This is a genomic window from Streptomyces sp. NPDC001219 (genome assembly GCF_053597915.1).
Genome location: NZ_JBSFJF010000019.1, coordinates 66,734 through 83,111, shown reverse-complemented (window position 1 = coordinate 83,111; position 16,378 = coordinate 66,734). Strand labels below are relative to the sequence as shown.

At 72.2% G+C, this 16,378-nt stretch carries 19 protein-coding genes; 6 read left to right on the top strand and 13 right to left on the bottom strand.

Translation table 11 applies throughout. The annotated features are described in order from the left end of the window. Nucleotides 1–20 precede the first annotated feature (20 nt). Nucleotides 21–452 (bottom strand): GNAT family N-acetyltransferase, encoded by a 432-nt coding sequence (locus ACWC9R_RS15175; RefSeq protein ID WP_450731807.1) that lies wholly within the window; start codon nt 450–452, stop codon nt 21–23. A 189-nt stretch (nt 453–641) separates the two neighbouring features. Further along, the gene (locus tag ACWC9R_RS15170) at nt 642–1,772 is read right to left on the bottom strand and encodes a hypothetical protein (protein ID WP_450731805.1); all 1,131 of its coding nucleotides are present in this window, start codon (nt 1,770–1,772) and stop codon (nt 642–644) included. Nucleotides 1,773–2,135: 363 nt separating this feature from the next. Between ACWC9R_RS15170 and ACWC9R_RS15165 the strand changes: the two genes are divergently transcribed. Continuing rightward, nucleotides 2,136–2,330: a hypothetical protein gene (locus ACWC9R_RS15165; RefSeq protein WP_450731803.1), complete on the top strand. Its 195-nt coding sequence runs from the start codon at nt 2,136–2,138 to the stop codon at nt 2,328–2,330. Nucleotides 2,331–2,393: 63 nt separating this feature from the next. On the opposite strand, the gene ACWC9R_RS15160 is transcribed toward ACWC9R_RS15165, so the two are convergent. Both ACWC9R_RS15160 and ACWC9R_RS15155 read right to left on the bottom strand, forming a co-directional pair. Then, on the bottom strand, nt 2,394–3,752 hold the full coding sequence (locus ACWC9R_RS15160; RefSeq protein ID WP_450731802.1) for a flavin monoamine oxidase family protein: 1,359 nt from the start codon (nt 3,750–3,752) through the stop codon (nt 2,394–2,396). 116 nt (nt 3,753–3,868) lie between these two features. Then, complete coding sequence (locus tag ACWC9R_RS15155; RefSeq protein ID WP_450731800.1) at nt 3,869–4,801, bottom strand: alpha/beta fold hydrolase; 933 nt, start codon at nt 4,799–4,801, stop codon at nt 3,869–3,871. 188 nt (nt 4,802–4,989) lie between these two features. On the opposite strand from ACWC9R_RS15155, the gene ACWC9R_RS15150 reads away from it, so the two are divergent. Further along, the gene (locus tag ACWC9R_RS15150; RefSeq protein WP_450731798.1) at nt 4,990–5,604 is read left to right on the top strand and encodes a CGNR zinc finger domain-containing protein; all 615 of its coding nucleotides are present in this window, start codon (nt 4,990–4,992) and stop codon (nt 5,602–5,604) included. 106 nt (nt 5,605–5,710) lie between these two features. Then, entirely contained in the window at nt 5,711–6,190 is a 480-nt protein-coding gene (locus ACWC9R_RS15145) for a hypothetical protein (protein ID WP_450731796.1), read from the top strand. Between the two features lie 69 nt (nt 6,191–6,259). Here the strand turns inward: ACWC9R_RS15145 and ACWC9R_RS15140 are convergent, their stop codons facing one another. After that, complete coding sequence (locus tag ACWC9R_RS15140; protein WP_450731795.1) at nt 6,260–6,721, bottom strand: MerR family transcriptional regulator; 462 nt, start codon at nt 6,719–6,721, stop codon at nt 6,260–6,262. A gap of 66 nt (nt 6,722–6,787) precedes the next feature. On the opposite strand from ACWC9R_RS15140, the gene ACWC9R_RS15135 reads away from it, so the two are divergent. Further along, the gene (locus ACWC9R_RS15135) at nt 6,788–7,900 is read left to right on the top strand and encodes an alkene reductase (RefSeq protein ID WP_450731793.1); all 1,113 of its coding nucleotides are present in this window, start codon (nt 6,788–6,790) and stop codon (nt 7,898–7,900) included. Nucleotides 7,901–7,977: 77 nt separating this feature from the next. Here the strand turns inward: ACWC9R_RS15135 and ACWC9R_RS15130 are convergent, their stop codons facing one another. Further along, on the bottom strand, nt 7,978–8,739 hold the full coding sequence (locus ACWC9R_RS15130; RefSeq protein ID WP_450731791.1) for a MerR family transcriptional regulator: 762 nt from the start codon (nt 8,737–8,739) through the stop codon (nt 7,978–7,980). Between the two features lie 280 nt (nt 8,740–9,019). Here ACWC9R_RS15130 and ACWC9R_RS15125 point away from each other — a divergent pair, with 280 nt between their 5' ends. Continuing rightward, nucleotides 9,020–9,307 carry a hypothetical protein gene (locus ACWC9R_RS15125; protein ID WP_450731789.1) on the top strand — a complete coding sequence of 96 codons (288 nt, stop codon included), beginning with the start codon at nt 9,020–9,022 and terminating at the stop codon, nt 9,305–9,307. A gap of 178 nt (nt 9,308–9,485) precedes the next feature. Here the strand turns inward: ACWC9R_RS15125 and ACWC9R_RS15120 are convergent, their stop codons facing one another. Then, nucleotides 9,486–9,662, bottom strand: a complete 177-nt coding sequence (locus ACWC9R_RS15120; RefSeq protein ID WP_450731787.1) for a hypothetical protein — start codon at nt 9,660–9,662, stop codon at nt 9,486–9,488. 271 nt (nt 9,663–9,933) lie between these two features. Between ACWC9R_RS15120 and ACWC9R_RS15115 the strand changes: the two genes are divergently transcribed. Continuing rightward, nucleotides 9,934–10,263 carry a hypothetical protein gene (locus ACWC9R_RS15115; protein ID WP_450731785.1) on the top strand — a complete coding sequence of 110 codons (330 nt, stop codon included), beginning with the start codon at nt 9,934–9,936 and terminating at the stop codon, nt 10,261–10,263. 138 nt (nt 10,264–10,401) lie between these two features. Here the strand turns inward: ACWC9R_RS15115 and ACWC9R_RS15110 are convergent, their stop codons facing one another. From ACWC9R_RS15110 to ACWC9R_RS15085, 6 genes are all read right to left on the bottom strand, one after another. Beyond that, nucleotides 10,402–11,088 carry a GntR family transcriptional regulator gene (locus ACWC9R_RS15110; RefSeq protein ID WP_450731783.1) on the bottom strand — a complete coding sequence of 229 codons (687 nt, stop codon included), beginning with the start codon at nt 11,086–11,088 and terminating at the stop codon, nt 10,402–10,404. A gap of 150 nt (nt 11,089–11,238) precedes the next feature. Next, nucleotides 11,239–12,243: a proline racemase family protein gene (locus tag ACWC9R_RS15105; protein WP_450731875.1), complete on the bottom strand. Its 1,005-nt coding sequence runs from the start codon at nt 12,241–12,243 to the stop codon at nt 11,239–11,241. 31 nt (nt 12,244–12,274) lie between these two features. Beyond that, nucleotides 12,275–13,183 (bottom strand): dihydrodipicolinate synthase family protein, encoded by a 909-nt coding sequence (locus tag ACWC9R_RS15100; RefSeq protein ID WP_450731781.1) that lies wholly within the window; start codon nt 13,181–13,183, stop codon nt 12,275–12,277. Nucleotides 13,184–13,255: 72 nt separating this feature from the next. After that, the gene (locus tag ACWC9R_RS15095) at nt 13,256–14,719 is read right to left on the bottom strand and encodes an FAD-dependent oxidoreductase (RefSeq protein ID WP_450731779.1); all 1,464 of its coding nucleotides are present in this window, start codon (nt 14,717–14,719) and stop codon (nt 13,256–13,258) included. Next, entirely contained in the window at nt 14,700–15,014 is a 315-nt protein-coding gene (locus ACWC9R_RS15090) for a (2Fe-2S)-binding protein (RefSeq protein ID WP_450731777.1), read from the bottom strand. The genes ACWC9R_RS15095 and ACWC9R_RS15090 overlap by 20 nt, the downstream gene beginning before the upstream one ends. 27 nt (nt 15,015–15,041) lie before the next feature. Next, entirely contained in the window at nt 15,042–16,196 is a 1,155-nt protein-coding gene (locus tag ACWC9R_RS15085) for an NAD(P)/FAD-dependent oxidoreductase (RefSeq protein ID WP_450731776.1), read from the bottom strand. Between the last annotated feature and the right edge of the window lie 182 nt (nt 16,197–16,378).

The window sequence follows — 16,378 nt, the reverse complement described above, 5'->3', positions numbered from 1 at the left end:
CCGCCGCCCGGCAAGGGGCGTCAGGTCGCGGACTTCATGATCATGAGGTGCTGTGGGTCGGGTACGGGGACGAACCCGACCTTGGCGTAGACCTCGTGGGCGTCGCGGGTGGACAGCAGTGTCCGCTTGAGGCGGTAGGGGGCCAGGCGGTCGCGGACCGCCTCGGCGAGCCAGGTGCCGAGTCCCCTGCCGCGGTGGGTGGGGGCGACGTAGACATCGCAGAGCCAGGCGAAGGTCGCCCGGTCCGTGACGACCCGTGCGTACGCGACCTGAGCACCGCTGTCGTCGTAGAGGCCGAAGTTGAGCGACCCGCTGATGGACTGCTCGACCGTTTCACGGCTGCGGCCCAGGGCCCAGAACGCGTCGGTCGAGAGCCAGTGGTGCACCAGGCCGACGTCGAGACGGTCCGGGTCGGTGTCGACCTCGTAGCCGTCTTCCCTTCGAGTGATCATGTTCATGAGGGTAGATCCGGCGGTAGCCGCGCCGCGAGCGGTTTCGGCCCCGGACCGGGCTGCTGCGGCACGGAGTTCGCGGACCGTCGGACCGGGGCGCTCGGCGCGGCGCGGGTTGCCGACCGGGCACCCCGGGATGTCACACAAGGAACCGGACAGTCGCGTCGGTGGTGACGGGTGGCCGGGTCGTCAGGGGCGGTACGCCTGTCGCAGGGCGCAGGTCCAGATGACGGCACGGGGCGTCGACCTGGCGTCGGCCGCGGACCCGCCCACGCGCTGGTCATCGCTGACGGCGTGCGCCTCGGAGGCGCCCTCCAGGGAGAGCCGGGGCAGTGCCAGCAGGGGGCCGGTGCCGGGCCATATCTGGGCCTGCGGCGGGGGCGCCGTCTCGGGCGGGAAGGGCCCGACCATGTGACTGTCGAGGGCGGTGCCGACACTCACGTTGGTGGTGGGGCTGATGGCCTGGAAGGTGCCGCTGGTGCGCTCCCCGAGCAGCCCCGGTTGGGTCTCGACCGTGTACGGCGGGAGCCATTGGGTGGGCGTCAGGGTGTCCAGCCGGGTGTAGTCGTGGGTGCCGACGATCCGTCCGGCGCGGTCGATGTCCCGCGGGTACCAGAAGTCGTAGGGCACTCCCGAGGGCCAGAACCGCTGGAGGGGTACGGCCGGGGCGCCGCTCCTGGCCGGCCAGAAGAGGCCCGCGGACCATGACTCCTCGTCCTTGACGGCCTCGCCGGAACCGGCGATCTGCCCGGCGTTGTTGAGGGCGGTCACCGAGGTGAGCGAGTATCCGGCGGGCGGCGCGAGCCGGCGGTGAATCCGTGCGCCGTCCCAGACGAGGCCGACCAGCTTGCCGCTCTTGACCGCGTCGCCGACGATCAGCCCCTGGTCGTTGACGTCCGCCGCGTGGGCGCCTTCCGGCAGCAGGGTCACCATGCGCGCCCCGGCACGGAAGCTGAAGGCGGCGGTCTTGCCCTCGCCGCGCAGCGAACCGACCATCAGCCCCTTCGCGTTGACGGCCGCCACTGTCCCGCCGGTGAATCCGGCGGGCAGCGGTACGCGATGGACCCGGGTGCCGGTCCAGTACGCGGGCAGGCCGCGCGAGGCGCCCACCGCCAGGTCCTTCGGCCCGAGTCCCCTGACCTCGCTGCCTCCCGAACCGGGCAGGGAGGCCAGGACCTGGAGGGCGGGCCGGCAGTCCGCGGGCTTACGGGCGCCGTCGGCGGGCCGGACCGACGCGGCCGCCGCCGGGCTCGCCGTCAGCAGCGGCGTGAGGAACGCGGTCGCGCATACCGCCGCAGCGGCACGTATCCGTCTTCGCATGGGTGTCTCCGTTTCCGGGAATCGGAAGATCCGGTCGGCGGGCAGCACGGGAGCGTCCCGTCGACGGTGGATGGAGCAGGCGGGCACCCTGAAGGAGCGGGGGCGCCGGGGTGTTCCGCGGACCGGCACCTTTCCTACCGCACTCATGTCCCTTTGCGGCGATTCCGTCAGCCAATGGCCGGAAAGTCCCTCAGGAGTGTCCGGGTCCGGAAGAGGGCTGGGAGGTGTGCCGCCCGAAGGGTCCGGCACTTGCCTCTCGCCGCACCTGAGAGGATCTTGGGGCTGCACCCAGGCATGGGTACGCGGGCACGGGCCACACAGGCACAGGCCGCGCAGGCACTGATCACGCAGGCATGGGGGAACATGGCCATTCTGATACTGCTCGGCGTTCTGGCGCTCGCCATCGGCGGGTGCGTATGTGTGGTGTGGGCGGAGCGCGGCGGCCCCCGCTGGGTGCGCGTCGTGGCGACCGTGACGCGGGCCGCGGGCGAGGTGCTGCACGACGCCAGGAAGCGGAAGCGCCGGAACACCAACAGCACCAGCGGCAGTGGCGATTAGGCGCTCTCGATAAGGAACTCCCCGTCACAGGCGGGTAGTTATGGACGCTGAGGGAACCGCGATTCAGCTGACGGCCATGACCTCACGGGCGGCTCGTTCGCCGGAGCGCACCGCGCCCTCCATCAGGCCGTGCATCAGGGTCGCCGACTCCGTGCCCGCCCAGTGGATGCGGCCCACGGGCTCGCGCAGCGCACTGCCGTAGTTGGTCAGCGCGCCCGGCGGGAAGTGGGCCACCATCCCGCCCAGTGACCAGGGTTGTTCGGACCAGTCGGTCTCCAGGTATGCGGTGGGGTGGCGCGCCTCCGGGCCGAAGCGCTCGGCGAGCGCGTCCAGCCAGAGCTCCCGCCGCTCCTTGGGATGCAGGCGGCCCAGCCGTACGGCCCCGGCCCCGAAGGCGTAGCTGCTCAGCACGCCCGGTTCGCCCGAGCGCGGGGTCTGGTCGATGGTGATCGGGACGGGCGACCCGGGCGCCAGTGTCTGGCCCGACAGCCGCTGGCCCCGCCAGAAAGGCTCCGGGTACTGCGTGTGCACCCGGATGATCGCCCCGGGTACCACGCGTTGCCGCAGATGGCTGTGGGCGGCGGGCAGCGGCGGATCGAAGGCGATGCGGCCGGCGAGCACGGGTGGGGTGGCCACGATGACCCGTCGTGCCCGTACGGCGAGCGCATCGGACCTGACCTCCACATCGGTGGTGTTCCGGACGATCCGGCGGGCCGGGCTGGACAGGTGTACCGCCGTGCCGAGGCGCGCGGCCATCCGCCGGGCCAGTTCGGGGGCTCCGCCGTCCACGAGGTGGGATTCCGTCTTCCGGCTGTCGGTGTAGTAACCGATGCCACTTCCTCCGCCGCCGCGCGCCAGAACGAACGCGCCCAGGAGGGAGACTTCCGCCGGGTCGGCGCAGAACAGCAGGTTCATCGTCGACTTGAGGAGGGTGTGGGCGGTGGACGAGGGCACGTTGAGCGGACGGGAGAGCCACTGCCCCAGCGTGCGGGCATCCCAGGCCCGTGCGCGCCGCGCCTCCCAGGGGGCGTCCAGCGGGAGTCGCCGTGCCATCAGGTTCAGGCGGAGGAAAGCCATTCCCAGGGTGGCGAGTGCCGCCGGTCCGGCCTTGGGGATGCCGCGGTGACGGTGGTTGCGGCCGTCGAGGCGCAGCAGGTGATCGCCGTCGTCGTACTGCGGGTAGACCGCCAGCCCCAGCTCGCGGCAGAGCTGGAACATCCGGTCCTGCCCCTTGCCCAGCCAGGTGCCACCCGCGGAGACCACGGTGCCGTCGGGCAGCTCCCGGTTCCAGACGCGCCCGCCCACCCGGTCCCTGGCTTCGAGTACGACGACCGAACGCCCGGCCTCGGCCAGCTGCCGTGCGGCCGCCAGTCCCGCGAATCCGGCGCCCACGACGCACACATCCGCTGTCAGCTGCTCCATGACCCACCTCCACAGTGCAGCCTCGCCTGCCGGGGCGCGCGGCGCCCGGTGAGTGCTTCGGCCGGGCGGCGCAGTCGTCCGGTCGGGTGAGTCGTGCCCGGTCCGGCGAAGGGGCGTCAGTCGTGCAGGAAGGGCAGGAGGTGTGCCAGGAGGGCGTCGGGCTGCTCCTCGGGAACGTAGTGGCCGCAGTCGGGCAGGACGGCGCTGTCGAGCCGTTCGGTCACGGGGGCGAGGAGGGCGGCGAGGCGCTCACCCTGCCCCCGGTCGCCGGCGACACTCAGGACGGGCAGGGTCAGCGGATGGCGTCCCCGTCGACGGTTCTGGGCGATGTTGTCGTCGGTGGCCCGGTAGTACTCGAAGCTGGCGCGGAGGGCTTCGGGGTCGCGGGCGAGGCTTTCGACGTAGAAGTCGACGGCGGAGGGCGGCAGCGGACGTGCGGTTTTCTGGCGGAACTGGTCGCCGTAGTAGACGTGCTCACGGCCCCGGACGAGCTCTTCGTTGACGGACCGCTTGCGGTTGAAGGCGAAGTGCCACAGCAGGTCGTTCTGTGCCTCGGTACCGAAGAGCGGGATGTCGGGCGCGAGGCCGGGGAGGGTGGCGTCGAGCAGGGCGAGGCGTTCGAGCGCGTCGCGATGGTCCGCGGCGAGGGCGTAGCCGATCCACATGCCGACGTCGTGTCCCACCATGGCGAAGCGTTCGTGGCCGAGCGCCCGCATGAGGGCGACGAGTTCGGCCGCGACGGTGCCGGTGTCGTATCCGCCGCGGGGTTTGTCGGACGGTCCGACTCCGCGGGGATCGACCGCGATCACGCGGAAGTGCTCGGCCAGGCGCGGCATGACCAGGCGCCATGCGTACCAGTTCTGCGGCCAGCCGCCGACGAGGAGGAGGGGCCGCCCGGCGCCGCCCTGGACGGTGTGCAGCTCCACCTCTCCGACGCGGACGAGGGTGCTGTCGAAGAGGTCCGTGAAGCCTTCCGGGAGCCGGGGGACGCCGCTCACGGTGCCGAAACCGGTGAGCGGCCGGACGGGCCGGACGGTTGTCTCGGTCATGCGCGTTCTCCTTGCGGTGGGGTGGGGGTCGGTGGAGCGGCGCGAGTGGCGGGGCGGCACGCCCTTCACTCACCAGCGAACCGTTTTAAACGGTTCGCATGAACCCATTAAGATGGTTCAAGCAGGGCGCGTCAAGTGCGACGGCAAGCGGTGGAATCCCGGAGGTGGAGCGTCTACGCTGAACCACCATGACCGGTTCATCCACTGTCGGCGCCACTCCCGCCTCTGCCGCCGGGCCCCGCGGCTCGGAGGGTTTCCGCCTCGGTAACGAGATCCTCGCGTTCCGCTTCGTCGCCACGCTCGGGGAACGGCGTACCGAGCCGGTGGAACGGATCGGCACCCCCGAGCGACTGCGGGCCTGGCTGACCGCCAACGGGCTGGGCGGTGCGGCGGATATGCCGGTCTCCGACACCCTCCTCCGGGACGCGCGCGCCCTGCGCGAGGCGATCCACCGGGCCGGCACCGCCCTCGCCTCCGGCAGCGTGCCGGAACCCGCCGATGAGGAGCTGCTCAACCGCTGGAGCGCGCGTCACCGGGCACGGCTCGTCCTCACCGGCGGGCAGGCCAGGTGGCAGCTGCCGGAGTCCGACCCCGCGCGGGCCGCGCTCGCCGTCGTCGCCCTGGACGCCGTCGCGACCCTCGGCGGCCACCACGACGGCGAGATCAAGCGCTGTGAGCAGAGCACCTGCGGGGGGCTGTTCGTGGACACCAGTCGCGGCCGACGGCGGCGGTGGTGCTCCATGGCCACCTGCGGCAACAAGATGAAGAAGGCCAATCTGAAGGCGGCCAGGGGCGGAGCCTAACCGGGGGCACGGCTGGGTGAGCGGTGCCGCGGTAAGCAGAGCGCCGCCGGCTGAGCGAGCGGCTGGCTGAGGGAACCTTCCCGGGGTCCCCCTCGTCAGTCACCACGTGTTTGGATCATGGAAAGACCTCACCGAGTTCACCAGCCACATCGAGAACGTCATCGGCGGCTACCCGACCGGGGACCCGTGGGCGACCGTCGAACTCTCCATCAGCCAGCTGGAGACCGACCTGGACAGTGACGCCACCGCCTACTGGATACTCGGTGTCGCTGCCGTGGGCCCGTGGATGGAGTGGTGTGACGAGCGCCCGGACCTCGTCCGCCGTGCGGAGAACGCGCTGACGGCGGCGCACACCGCCTTCCAGCAGCGCGAGGACGGCTGCACACATGACGCGCATCCGTGGGACGACGGCCCGTTCCAGATCGGGGACGATCTCATGGCCCTCATGTACGAACTCCAGGAAGCGGACGACTGGGACCCCACGGAGTACGCGGAGGACGAGGCGCAGCACGGCCCGGACCACAGCGAACGCATGCGGTGCCCGCGCAACCTGGCCGCGTTCGCCAGGAACCCGGCCGCCCTGTAGGTCCGGAGGGTGCCCGCGACCGGTTCCGTCTCGGGGTGACGCCAGGCTCGCTCTCCTGTTGCGGTTCTCTCAGGGAGTGTGTCTGACCTCGGTCTGATCAGACGGCCGTCCGCCCTGTGCCCCTGGGGTGTCGGTGCGGGAGCCTGCGGGAACGGCGGCGGGCGGGGCGGCGGGACGGCCCGCGGCCGTCGTGATGGCTTCGTCCAGGACGTCGCGGGAGCGGAGCAGGTCGGCGATCGTTCGGTCGATGCGGTCGCGTTCCGCGGTGAGTTCGGTGAGCAATCGCGGGGTGGCGAGGGCGGACGGGCCGCCGTCCGCGTCCCTCATGCACGGCAGCAGCTGCGCGATCTTGGCGCTGTTCAGCCCCGCGGCGTAGAGCGCCTGGATGCGGATGACCCGGTCCACCGCCCACTCGCCGTAGTGGCGATGGCCACCGGGAGTGCGCTCGGCGGTCAGCAGCCCGTGTGTCTCGTAATAGCGCAGAGAACGCTCGCTCACGCCGCTGCGCCGGGCCAGTTCACCGATCCGCATTCCCCACCCCCGGGTACCGCCACCGGACTTGAATCTGACACTGATGTCAACTTCTACCGTACCGGCATGACGCACCCACCGGCGGTCTCCCGCCTCTTCGAACCTGCCCGCCTCGGCGCCCTGCGGCTGCCCAACCGCCTGGTGATGGCGCCGTTGACCCGCAACCGCGCCGGCGCCGACGGCGTCCCGCAGCCGATCATGGCCACCTACTACGCACAACGCGCCTCCGCGGGGCTGATCATCGCCGAGGCCGCCACCCCGAACGCCGTGGGGCAGACCTATCCCCACATCCCCGCGATCCACAACGAGCGGCAGGTGGCCGGCTGGCGGCGTGTCACCGAGGCGGTGCGGGCCGCGGGTGGCCGGATGTACCTGCAACTCCAGCACGGCGGCCGGGTCGGCCATCCCGACACCAGCGGCCTGGCGCCGGTCGCGCCCTCGCCGGTCCCGCTCCCGGAGACCCTGCACACGCCCACTGGGCGCCAAGACGCCGTCATCCCAAGGGAGATGAGCCTCGATAACATCCACTCCACCGTGGCCGACTTCGCCACCGCCGCCCGCAACGCCATCGACGCCGGGTTCTCCGGAGTGGAGGTGCATGCCGCCAACGGTCATCTCCTGCACCAGTTCCTGTCGCGGAACACCAACCACCGCGCCGACGGCTACGGCGGTCCGCCGAGCGACCGCATACGGTTCGCGGTCGAGGTGACCCAGGCGGTCGCCGAAGCCATCGGGCCCGACCGGGTGGGCCTGCGCATCTCCCCCGGAAACACCATCAACGGCATCGACGAGGGCGACACCGAAGCGCTCTACCCGACGCTCATCGAGGCACTGGCACCCACCGGCCTGGCCTATCTGCACCTGGCGTTCGCCGACCCGGGCCAGCCCCTCTTCCACCGCATCCGCGCGTCCTGGCCGGGCACGCTGATCGCCAACCCGGCACTCGGCCGGGGAACGCCACTGCCCGCCGACGGCGGCAAGCGCGCGGGCGAGCGGCTGCTGGCCTCGGGAGCCGACCTGATCTCCCTGGGCCGCGCCTTCCTCGCCAACCCCGACCTGGTCGAACGGCTGCGTATCGGCGCACCGCTCAATCCGGTACGCGACCGGCACATGATGTACGTCGGCGGGGAGACCGGGTACACCGACTATCCGGTGCTGGGCGCGAGCAGGGAGCCGTAAGGGTCCCCGCTCGCATCTTCCCCACCAATACGGACCGCCGCCTGGGCCGTTGCCGCGGCGGCGGCCCGGGGGGCGCCTCAGCTCAGCCGCGACCCGGCGTACGCGTCGATGGCGTCGCGCTGATACTCGGCCAGGCCCGGCGCGATCGCCTCGTATGCCGCGCGCCACTGCTCGTTGTCCACGCAGGAACGCCCGATCGCGCGATACTCCTCGGCGGAGACCTCCCGGAATTCGGCGAGCCCGCGATACTGGGCATCGATCTCCGCCTGCACCGGTTCGGCGTCGGTGGGCGTCCCGGCGGCCAGCAGTTCGGCCAGGCGGATCATCTGCGCCGTGCGCTTGCGGTGCCCGGCCTCGATCTCCGCCTCGCTCATCGTCGAGACGTGCCGCGCGATGTCACCCGCCAGCTCCGGGAAGTCACGCAGGCTCTCCCCGTACTGGGCGGGCTGTACGCCCTCGAAGAGGTTCTCCGGTCGGTTGATGCTGGTCATGGGGCTACCGTCCTTCCTGGACCGTTCCAGTTGGGTGATCGTGCGGGAGACGGTGCCGGCCAGGGCGTCAAGCCGGTCGCGTTCGGCGAGCAGTCGGCGGTGGTGGCCGCGCAGGGCCTCCAGCTCGTCGACCTGCTCGGCCAGGACCCGGCCGATCTCGGGCAGCCCCAGGCCCAGCGCCCGCAGCACGAGGATCTGCTGCAACCGCAGCAACTCGCGCTCCTCGTAGTAGCGGTGGCCGTTGGTGCCGATCCGGGCCGGTGGCAGCAACCCGATCTCGTCGTAGTGCCGCAGTGTCCGGGCCGTCACCCCCGACATCCGGGCGACCTCCGCAATCGGCCAGGCCATCGCCGCCTCCTCGCAGGTACATCACCGGGCCGGCCGCTCCGGCCCTGTTCAGGACGGTAGAAGCTGCCGCAGCGACAACTTCAAGTCCGATGCCAAGATCTCAGCACGCTCATGGGCTCTGGCGGCGTCCAGGCCCATCGATCTCCGAACCTCACATCCGGCAACCAGCGGGGTGACAGGATGTCGGCTCCGCAGGGAACGTTGGCCGGTGAACCTGGCGCGCCGGGCCCGCGGCTCCTCCCCCGCGACGACCGTCACCACATGCCCAGGAGAACAGACCATGGCCGACAAGGACATCGAGCAGAACGACGAGCGGGGTCACCTCCCGGGAGTCTGGTGGGAGGACCTCGGGCCATGGAGGGCTGTCGCACTGATCGTTCTCGGTGGCGTCGGGGCAGTGTGGTTCTTTCTCCGGCTGCCGGGCACCCCGGAGGAGCCGGCGTCCGGCTACTACGGAGTCTCCAAGGTCATCGCCATCGGCCTGGTGACGGTGGGATGCGCCCTGCTCGGCCGCCGTCGCACCCGGGCCGCAGCCCGCAAGGAGACGAACGAACGGGAAGGCGCCTGACACCGTTGCCTGGTGCGGTAGCCCAGCAGGCCGGAGCCCCGGGCGCAGGCTTGAGCGCGGAAGCACGCTGCTTCGACGCGCATGTGGACGCGAACGCGGGCGCGCCGACAATCCGGCGCGCCCGCGGATGGGCTGTCCGGGGCGGCGCCTTACCAGGAGCCGCCCCGGGCGCCCGTGGTCAGCGAACTCCCAGGCCGCTTGTCGGGACCGCAGAGGGCGTGTAGTGGTTGATCAGTCCCGCGTGCTGGTCGGGCCCGGCGGCCCGGTGCGCGTCGGGGTGGTCGAGTCGAGGCCGGCGCCCGCGCAGCATGAACGACATGATGCGGGAGGCCAGGCGACTGAGAGTGGATTTCATCGGTCCTCCTGCTCGTAGTGTTCGACACTACGAGTGTACGAACTACCGCCCGCAGGAAGGTAGATCGGGGCCATTTCTGAGCCACATTTGAGCATCTGGTCGCGGTCCGGGCACCAACAGCCCCTGTCAGACACGTTGTTGTGACAACCCAAGTGCACGTCATTGGGGGGCGCCCCCATGGCCGCCGGTGCGAAATTCCATGGTGCGCGGACCGGCCCGGGAGGAGCATGGAGGCACGGGTGAAGGCATACGGCGAGGGGCCCGCGATCTGATGGTGCGTTGGCTCCAGCGGCACGGTCCCTGGCCTCCGCCCGAGCCGCGTGGCGCCCTCGCGCTGACCGACGCCCGGTCCTTGGCGGAGTCGGTCGGCAGGCACTACCGCCTGCTGGCCGTCTTCGAAGAGGATCTGGACCCCGGCGTGGTGTACATCGGGGCACCGGTGCGCTTCGGGAAGAAGCGGCTTCGGCTGCTGGAAGTCAATCCGCGAGCCCGCTGGGCCGTGGACCCGTCGTCCTGCCGCTACGAGGACATCACCCGCATCGACTTCGGTGACCGGTACAACACCATCCTGGACGGGCTGGCCGGTCCCCCGCCCCGATAGCGCGGCGGTCCGCGCGCTGGACGGGCGGTCCGGAGTCGTCAGGGGTGCGCGCGGCGACGGTGCAGATGGCCGTCCAAGGGGTACAGGGGCGGTGCTGCCCGCAGCCCCTCGTTCTTCGCCCCCCTTCCCCCCGGCCGTCTACTTGCCGGACTTCTCCTTGGTACCGCTCCTGGCCCAGAGTGAGCGGACATGGCCCAGGTGCTTGGCCATGCACTTCTCGGCGCCCTTCGCGTCGCCCGCCAGCATCAGGTCGAGGAGTGCGAAGTGTTCCTCGGCCGAGGGGATGAGTTCGCCCCGCTCGTCGAGGGCGGTCAGGCCGTACAGACGCGAGCGCTTGCGCAGATCGCTGACGGTCTCGACGAGGCGCTCGTTGCCGCTGAGGCCGAGGAGTTCGAGGTGGAACTGCCGGTCGGCCTCCAGGTAGCCGATGAGGTCGTGGTCGCGCGCGGCGCGCACGATCTCGCCGGCGACCGGCCGCAGCGCCTCCAGTTGCTCGCGGGTGGCGGTGCGGGTGATCCGGCCGATCATGGGGATCTCGATGAGTGCGCGGATCTCGGTGTACTGGTCGAGGTCGCGCTCATTGACCTCGGTGACCCGGAAGCCCTTGTTGCGGACGGGCTCGACCAGGCCCTCGCGCGCCAGGTCGAGCATCGCCTCGCGTACGGGCGTGGCCGAGATCCCGAAGTCCTCGGCCAGGACCGGCGCCGAGTACACCTCGCCCGGCCGCAGCTCACCGGAGATCAGGGCGGCCCGCAGGGCGTGGGCGACCTGGTCGCGCAACCGCTCCCGGGTGGCGTTGAGATCGCGGTGCTTCAGGTGCCCCATAGCGGTGGTGATCCCTTCATGGCGGAGCGGATCGCCAGCATACAATTTCACATTGTTTCCGCGGGTGGCAGGGCGTGCGGGCGGCTCCTGGTGCGGAACTCCCGTGTGGCGCGGACCCCTTCACCCGGCGGGCGGACGGGACGGCGGTGGTCAGAGGAGGAAGCCTGCGGGGAACGGGTCGTCCGGGTCGAGGAAGTACTGGGCGGTGCCGGTGATCCAGGCCCGGCCGGTGACGGTGGGGACCACCGCGGGCAGCCCGCCGACCTCGGTCTCGGCGACGAGCCGGCCGGTGAAGCGGGTGCCGATGAAGGACTCGTTGACGAAGTCGCGGTCCAGGGGCAGTTCACCGCGGGCGTGCAGCTGCGCCATCCGCGCCGAGGTGCCGGTGCCGCACGGCGAGCGGTCGAACCAGCCCGGGTGGATGGCCATCGCATGCCGCGAGTGGTGGGCGTCCGAGCCGGGAGCGGCCAGGTAGACATGTTTGACCCCGGCGATCTCCGGCCGCTCGGGGTGGACCGGCCGGTCCGGTGACGCGTTGATCGCCGCCATGACGGCCAGTCCGGCGGCCAGCAGGTCGTCCTGGCGGGCCCGGTCGAACGGCAGGGCCAGTGCGTCGAGGTCCACGAAGGCGTAGAAGTTGCCGCCGAAGGCGAGGTCGTAGGTGACCTTCCCGTAGCCGGGGACCTCGACGGTGCGGTCCAGGCCGGCGCAGAAGGCGGGCACGTTGGTGAGGGTGACCGAGGTCGCGGCGCCGTCCGCGACGTGGACGTCGACGGCGACCAGGCCGGCGGGGGTGTCGAGCCGGACGGGGGTGACCGGTTCGGTCACCGGCACCATGCCCGACTCGACGAGGACGGTGGCCACCCCGATGGTGCCGTGTCCGCACATCGGCAGCAGGCCGGATACCTCGATGTAGAGGACGCCGTAGTCGGCGTCGGCGCGGGTGGGCGGCTGGAGGATGGCGCCGCTCATGGCGGAGTGCCCGCGCGGCTCGTACATCAGGAGGGTCCTGAGGTGGTCGAGGTGGTCGATGAAGTGGAGTCTGCGCTCGGCCATGGTGGCTCCGGGTATCACCCCGACGCCACCGGTGATCACACGGGTGGGCATGCCCTCGGTGTGCGAGTCGACGGCGTGGAAGACATGACGCGTACGCACCATCGGTCCTTTCGCTGCGGGACGGCCGCGGTCAGTGGTGGCCGGCGGCCAGGGCCTTCTCGGTGGCGGCCCGGACTTCGGCCTCGGTCTCCCCGGTGAGCGGGGAGCGCGGCGGGCGGGCGGGGCCGCCGTGGCGGCCGGCGAGGTCCATGGACAGCTTGATGCACTGGACGAACTCCGTCTTCGAGTCCCAGCGCAGCAGCGGGTGCAGGGACCGGTAGAGCGGCCGCGCGGTGGACAGGTCACCGGCGACGGCGGCGCGGTAGAGCTCGGCGCAGGTGGCCGGGAAGGCGTTGGGGTAGCCGGCGATCCAGCCGACGGCACCGGCCACGGCGAGTTCCAGCAGCACGTCGTCGGCGCCGATCAACAGGTCGAGTTCCGGGGCGAGTTCGGCGATCTCGTAGGCGCGCCGTACGTCGCCGGAGAACTCCTTGACCGCGACGATGCCGGCTTCCTGGTGCAGCCGGGCCAGCAGCGCGGGGGTCAGGTCCACCTTGGTGTCGAGGGGGTTGTTGTACGCGACGACGGGCAGCCCCGCCCTGGCGACCTCGGTGTAGTGGGCGCGGACGGCCGGTTCGTCGGCGCGGTAGGCGTTCGGGGGCAGCAGCAGGACCGAGCCGCAGCCCGCCTCGCCCGCCTGCTCGGCCCAGCGCCGGGCCTCGGCGCTGCCGTAGGCGGCTACGCCGGGCATGACCCGCGCGCCGTCACCGGCCGCTTCGACCGCGGTCCGCACCACGCGGGCCCGCTCGTCGTCGGTGAGGGTCTGGTACTCGCCGAGCGAGCCGTTCGGGACGACACCGTCGCAGCCCTGCTCGATCAGCCAGCGGACGTGCCGGGCGTAGGCGTCGTGGTCGACGGACAGGTCGTCGCGCAGGGGCAGTGCGGTGGCGACCATGATGCCGCGCCAGGGGCGGGTGGCGTTCCAGGTGTGGGCGGTCATGCCGGTGAACCCTTCTGTGGCGGGTGGATTCCTGTCGGTGGGGTGTGGCGCCCACGAGGGGCGGCGCGTGGGTCAGTCGTCGGCGGCCGGGGTGGTGTCCGGCCGGCTCCCGGTCGGTGCGTCGGGCGCGGCGAGCGCCGAGAGCGGGACGGGGACCGCGAACGGGCGGCGTTCGGCGGGTGGCTGCACGGCTCCGCCGTCTGCCGCGAGGCAGGAGGTGGCCGTCCCGCACATCCGCCCCTGGCACCAGCCCATACCGGCCCGGGTGAGGAGTTTGACGGTGCGTGCGTCGCGGGCGCCGAGTCCGGTGACGGCCTCGCGGATCTCGCCGGCGGTCACCTCCTCGCAGCGGCAGACCTCCGTGTCGTCGGTGAGCCAGTCCGTCCAGCCCGCCGCCGGTGCGTGACGAGCGGCCATCGCCTCGGCGAAGGCCCGCATCCGGTCCCGTCGGCGGCGCAGCTCACGTATGCGCCGTGCGGGAGCGCGGTATCCGTGGAGTCGGGCGGCCACCGCGATTCCGGCCAGCTCGCCTTCCGTAACGGCGAGTTGGGCGCCGCCCACGCCCCCGGTCTCCCCTGCCGCCCAGATCCCGCGTACCGAGGTCTCCTGCAGGCCGTTCAGGGCCAGGGCGGTGGTGCCGTCCGTGGTGGGGCGGGTGGCGCAGCCGAGTGTGGTGGCGAGTTCGATCTGCGGGACGAGGCCGTGTCCGATCGCGAGCGCGTCGCAGGTGATCCGCCGGGCGGTGCCCGGTACGGGCCGCCAGTCGCGGTCGAGCCGGGTGACGGTGACGGCGGCGACCCGGTCGGTGCCGTGCACCTCGGTGACCGCGCTGTGGGTGCGCAGGGGTATCCGGTGCCGCAGCAGAGCGGCCCCGTGGACCGTCGCCTCGGCGAGTTTGCGCGGGTTGGCGGCGAGCGCGCGGGGATGCCGTGCGTAGCCCCGGTAGCCGGATGCCTCGATGACGGCGGGGATGCGGGCGCCGGCCGCGGCCAGCGAGGTGGCGACCGCGAGCAGCAGGGGGCCGCTGCCCGCGACGACGATGCGCCTGCCGGGCAGCACCAGCCCGGACTTGAGCATGGCCTGCGCTCCCCCGGCTCCCAGGACCCCCGGCAACGTCCAGCCGGGTACGGGGAGTTGGCGTTCGTACGCGCCGGTCGCGAGCAGGACCGTGCGGGCCCGTACCCGGGCCGGATGTTCCGCGGTTCCGTCGGCGCCGGTGGCGGCGTGTACCACCCACGGGCCGTCGTCCTCCTTGGTGACGGCCCAGACATGGTGCCCGGCGAGGTGCTGGACGTCGCTGCGCTCCAGGCGCCCCCGGAGCGTGGTGAACGCCCGCCAGTCGTGGTGCAGCGCCTCGGGCCGGGCCGCGCCCAGAGCCGGCGCCGGATGCCGGTAGAACTGGCCGCCGGTCTGCGGTGCGGCGTCCAACAGGGCCACGGAGAGTCCGAGTTCGGCAGCCGTGACGGCCCCGGCGAGACCGGCGGGGCCCGCTCCGATCACCGCGAGGTCGTACGGGTCAGACACCGAGGCGGGCATGGCCGTGTCCCTCCTGGGTGCGGATCGCGTCGCCGGGGCGGGCGGGCACCAGACAGGCCCGGCGGTTGGGCTCCCCGTTGATGGTGGCCAGGCAGTCGTGGCACTGCCCGATGCCGCAGAAGGCGCCCCTGGGGCGGCCGGTGGTGCGGGTGGTGCGCCAGGCGAGGATGCCGGCGGACCACAGGGCCGCGGCGACGGACTGGCCGGGCAGCGCGGGGACCGGGCGGCCGTCCAGGGTGATCTCGAACGGCGCGGCGGGGTGCGCCCCTGCCAGTTCGACGGGGGTACGGGCCACGGCGGGCCTCCTCTCGTGGTGGACGGGTCAGACGGCGGTCTCGAAGCGGGCGGGGTCGAACGGGCCCGTGTCCAGGGGTGGTTCCTCCCCGGTCATGAGCCGGGCGAGGAGCAGCCCGGTGGCCGGGGCGAGGCCGATCCCCGCGCCTTCGTGGCCGCAGGCGTGCAGCAGGCCGGGCACCCGCCGGTCGGGGCCGATGGCCGGCAGATGGTCGGGCAAGTAGGGGCGGAATCCGGCATACGTCCGCAGCGCGCGGACCCCGGCCAGGACCGGGAACAGCGCGGTGGCCTGGGCGGCCAGGCGACGCAGCGCCTCGGCCGACAGCACCCGGTCGAAGCCGACCCGTTCCCGGCTGGCGCCGATCAGCACGGGGCCGGCCGCGGTGCCCTCGACCACGGCCGAGGTCTGCAGCGCCGCCGAGCCGCTGGCGACGTCGGCGACGTAGTCGGCCGCGTACACCTTGCGCCGCACCACCCGCGGCAGTGGTTCCGTGACGAGCACGAAGCCGCGGCGGGGCAGCACCGGAAGGCCGACACCGGCGAGCCGGGCGAACTCGCCGCCCCAGGTGCCGGCCGCGTTGACCACGTACGGGGCATACGCCTCGCCGGCCGCCGTACGCACCCCCCGCACCGCGCCGCCGGCCGTGGTCAGCAGGCCGGTGACCTCCTCGCCGAGCCGCAGGCGGACCCGGTCGCCGCCCGCGCGCAGCAGGTGGGCGGCGGCCAGGGCCGGCATCACCTGGGCGTCCTGCGGATAGTGAAAGCCCCCTGCCAGACCGGGAGTCAGATGCGGCTCCAGCTCCCGCAGCCGGTCCCCGGGGATCTCCTCCGCCCGCACTCCGGCCTTGTCCTGTCCGGCGGCGAAGGCGCGCAGGGCGTGCATCCCGGGCTCGTCGGAGGCGACCACGAGGCCGCCCTTGGCCTCGTACTCGATGCGTGGCGGGAGCAGTTCCGCGAGGTCCCGCCACAACGCGGTGGACAGCAGGGCGAGTGCGAGTTCGGGTCCGGGTTCCTTGTCGGAGACCAGCAGGTTGCCCTCACCGGCGCCCGTGGTGCCGCCCGCGACGGGGCCCCGGTCGAGCACGGTGACGGTGAGTCCGGCACGGGCCGCGTAGTAGGCGCAGGCCGCGCCGACGACGCCCGCTCCGACGACGATGACATCCGAGGTTCTTCTCGTCAGCACTTCAGTAATATTTCACATTGCACTTACGGTGCCAAGGGTGCGGGGTGATCCCGCCCAACTCCCCCGGCGCCGCCCTCTGTTGCCGGTTCCGGATTCTTCACCACTCCCCGGGCCCGGGTAAGGCCTGGATGCGCCAACGGCCGGCGGTTCCCGGAAGCCCTTGCGGCGGTCGTCCGGTGCTG

Bases quoted from the DNA above. Each gene is read 5' to 3' on its own strand.
- ACWC9R_RS15175 (WP_450731807.1), bottom strand. From the start codon at position 452: ATGATCACTCGAAGGGAAGACGGCTACGAGGTCGACACCGACCCGGAC.
- ACWC9R_RS15170 (WP_450731805.1), bottom strand. From the start codon at position 1,772: ATGCGAAGACGGATACGTGCCGCTGCGGCGGTATGCGCGACCGCGTTC.
- ACWC9R_RS15165 (WP_450731803.1), top strand. From the start codon at position 2,136: ATGGCCATTCTGATACTGCTCGGCGTTCTGGCGCTCGCCATCGGCGGG.
- ACWC9R_RS15160 (WP_450731802.1), bottom strand. From the start codon at position 3,752: ATGGAGCAGCTGACAGCGGATGTGTGCGTCGTGGGCGCCGGATTCGCG.
- ACWC9R_RS15155 (WP_450731800.1), bottom strand. From the start codon at position 4,801: ATGACCGAGACAACCGTCCGGCCCGTCCGGCCGCTCACCGGTTTCGGC.
- ACWC9R_RS15150 (WP_450731798.1), top strand. From the start codon at position 4,990: ATGACCGGTTCATCCACTGTCGGCGCCACTCCCGCCTCTGCCGCCGGG.
- ACWC9R_RS15140 (WP_450731795.1), bottom strand. From the start codon at position 6,721: ATGCGGATCGGTGAACTGGCCCGGCGCAGCGGCGTGAGCGAGCGTTCT.
- ACWC9R_RS15135 (WP_450731793.1), top strand. From the start codon at position 6,788: ATGACGCACCCACCGGCGGTCTCCCGCCTCTTCGAACCTGCCCGCCTC.
- ACWC9R_RS15130 (WP_450731791.1), bottom strand. From the start codon at position 8,739: ATGGCCTGGCCGATTGCGGAGGTCGCCCGGATGTCGGGGGTGACGGCC.
- ACWC9R_RS15125 (WP_450731789.1), top strand. From the start codon at position 9,020: ATGGCCGACAAGGACATCGAGCAGAACGACGAGCGGGGTCACCTCCCG.
- ACWC9R_RS15120 (WP_450731787.1), bottom strand. From the start codon at position 9,662: ATGAAATCCACTCTCAGTCGCCTGGCCTCCCGCATCATGTCGTTCATG.
- ACWC9R_RS15115 (WP_450731785.1), top strand. From the start codon at position 9,934: ATGGTGCGTTGGCTCCAGCGGCACGGTCCCTGGCCTCCGCCCGAGCCG.
- ACWC9R_RS15110 (WP_450731783.1), bottom strand. From the start codon at position 11,088: ATGGGGCACCTGAAGCACCGCGATCTCAACGCCACCCGGGAGCGGTTG.
- ACWC9R_RS15100 (WP_450731781.1), bottom strand. From the start codon at position 13,183: ATGACCGCCCACACCTGGAACGCCACCCGCCCCTGGCGCGGCATCATG.
- ACWC9R_RS15095 (WP_450731779.1), bottom strand. From the start codon at position 14,719: ATGCCCGCCTCGGTGTCTGACCCGTACGACCTCGCGGTGATCGGAGCG.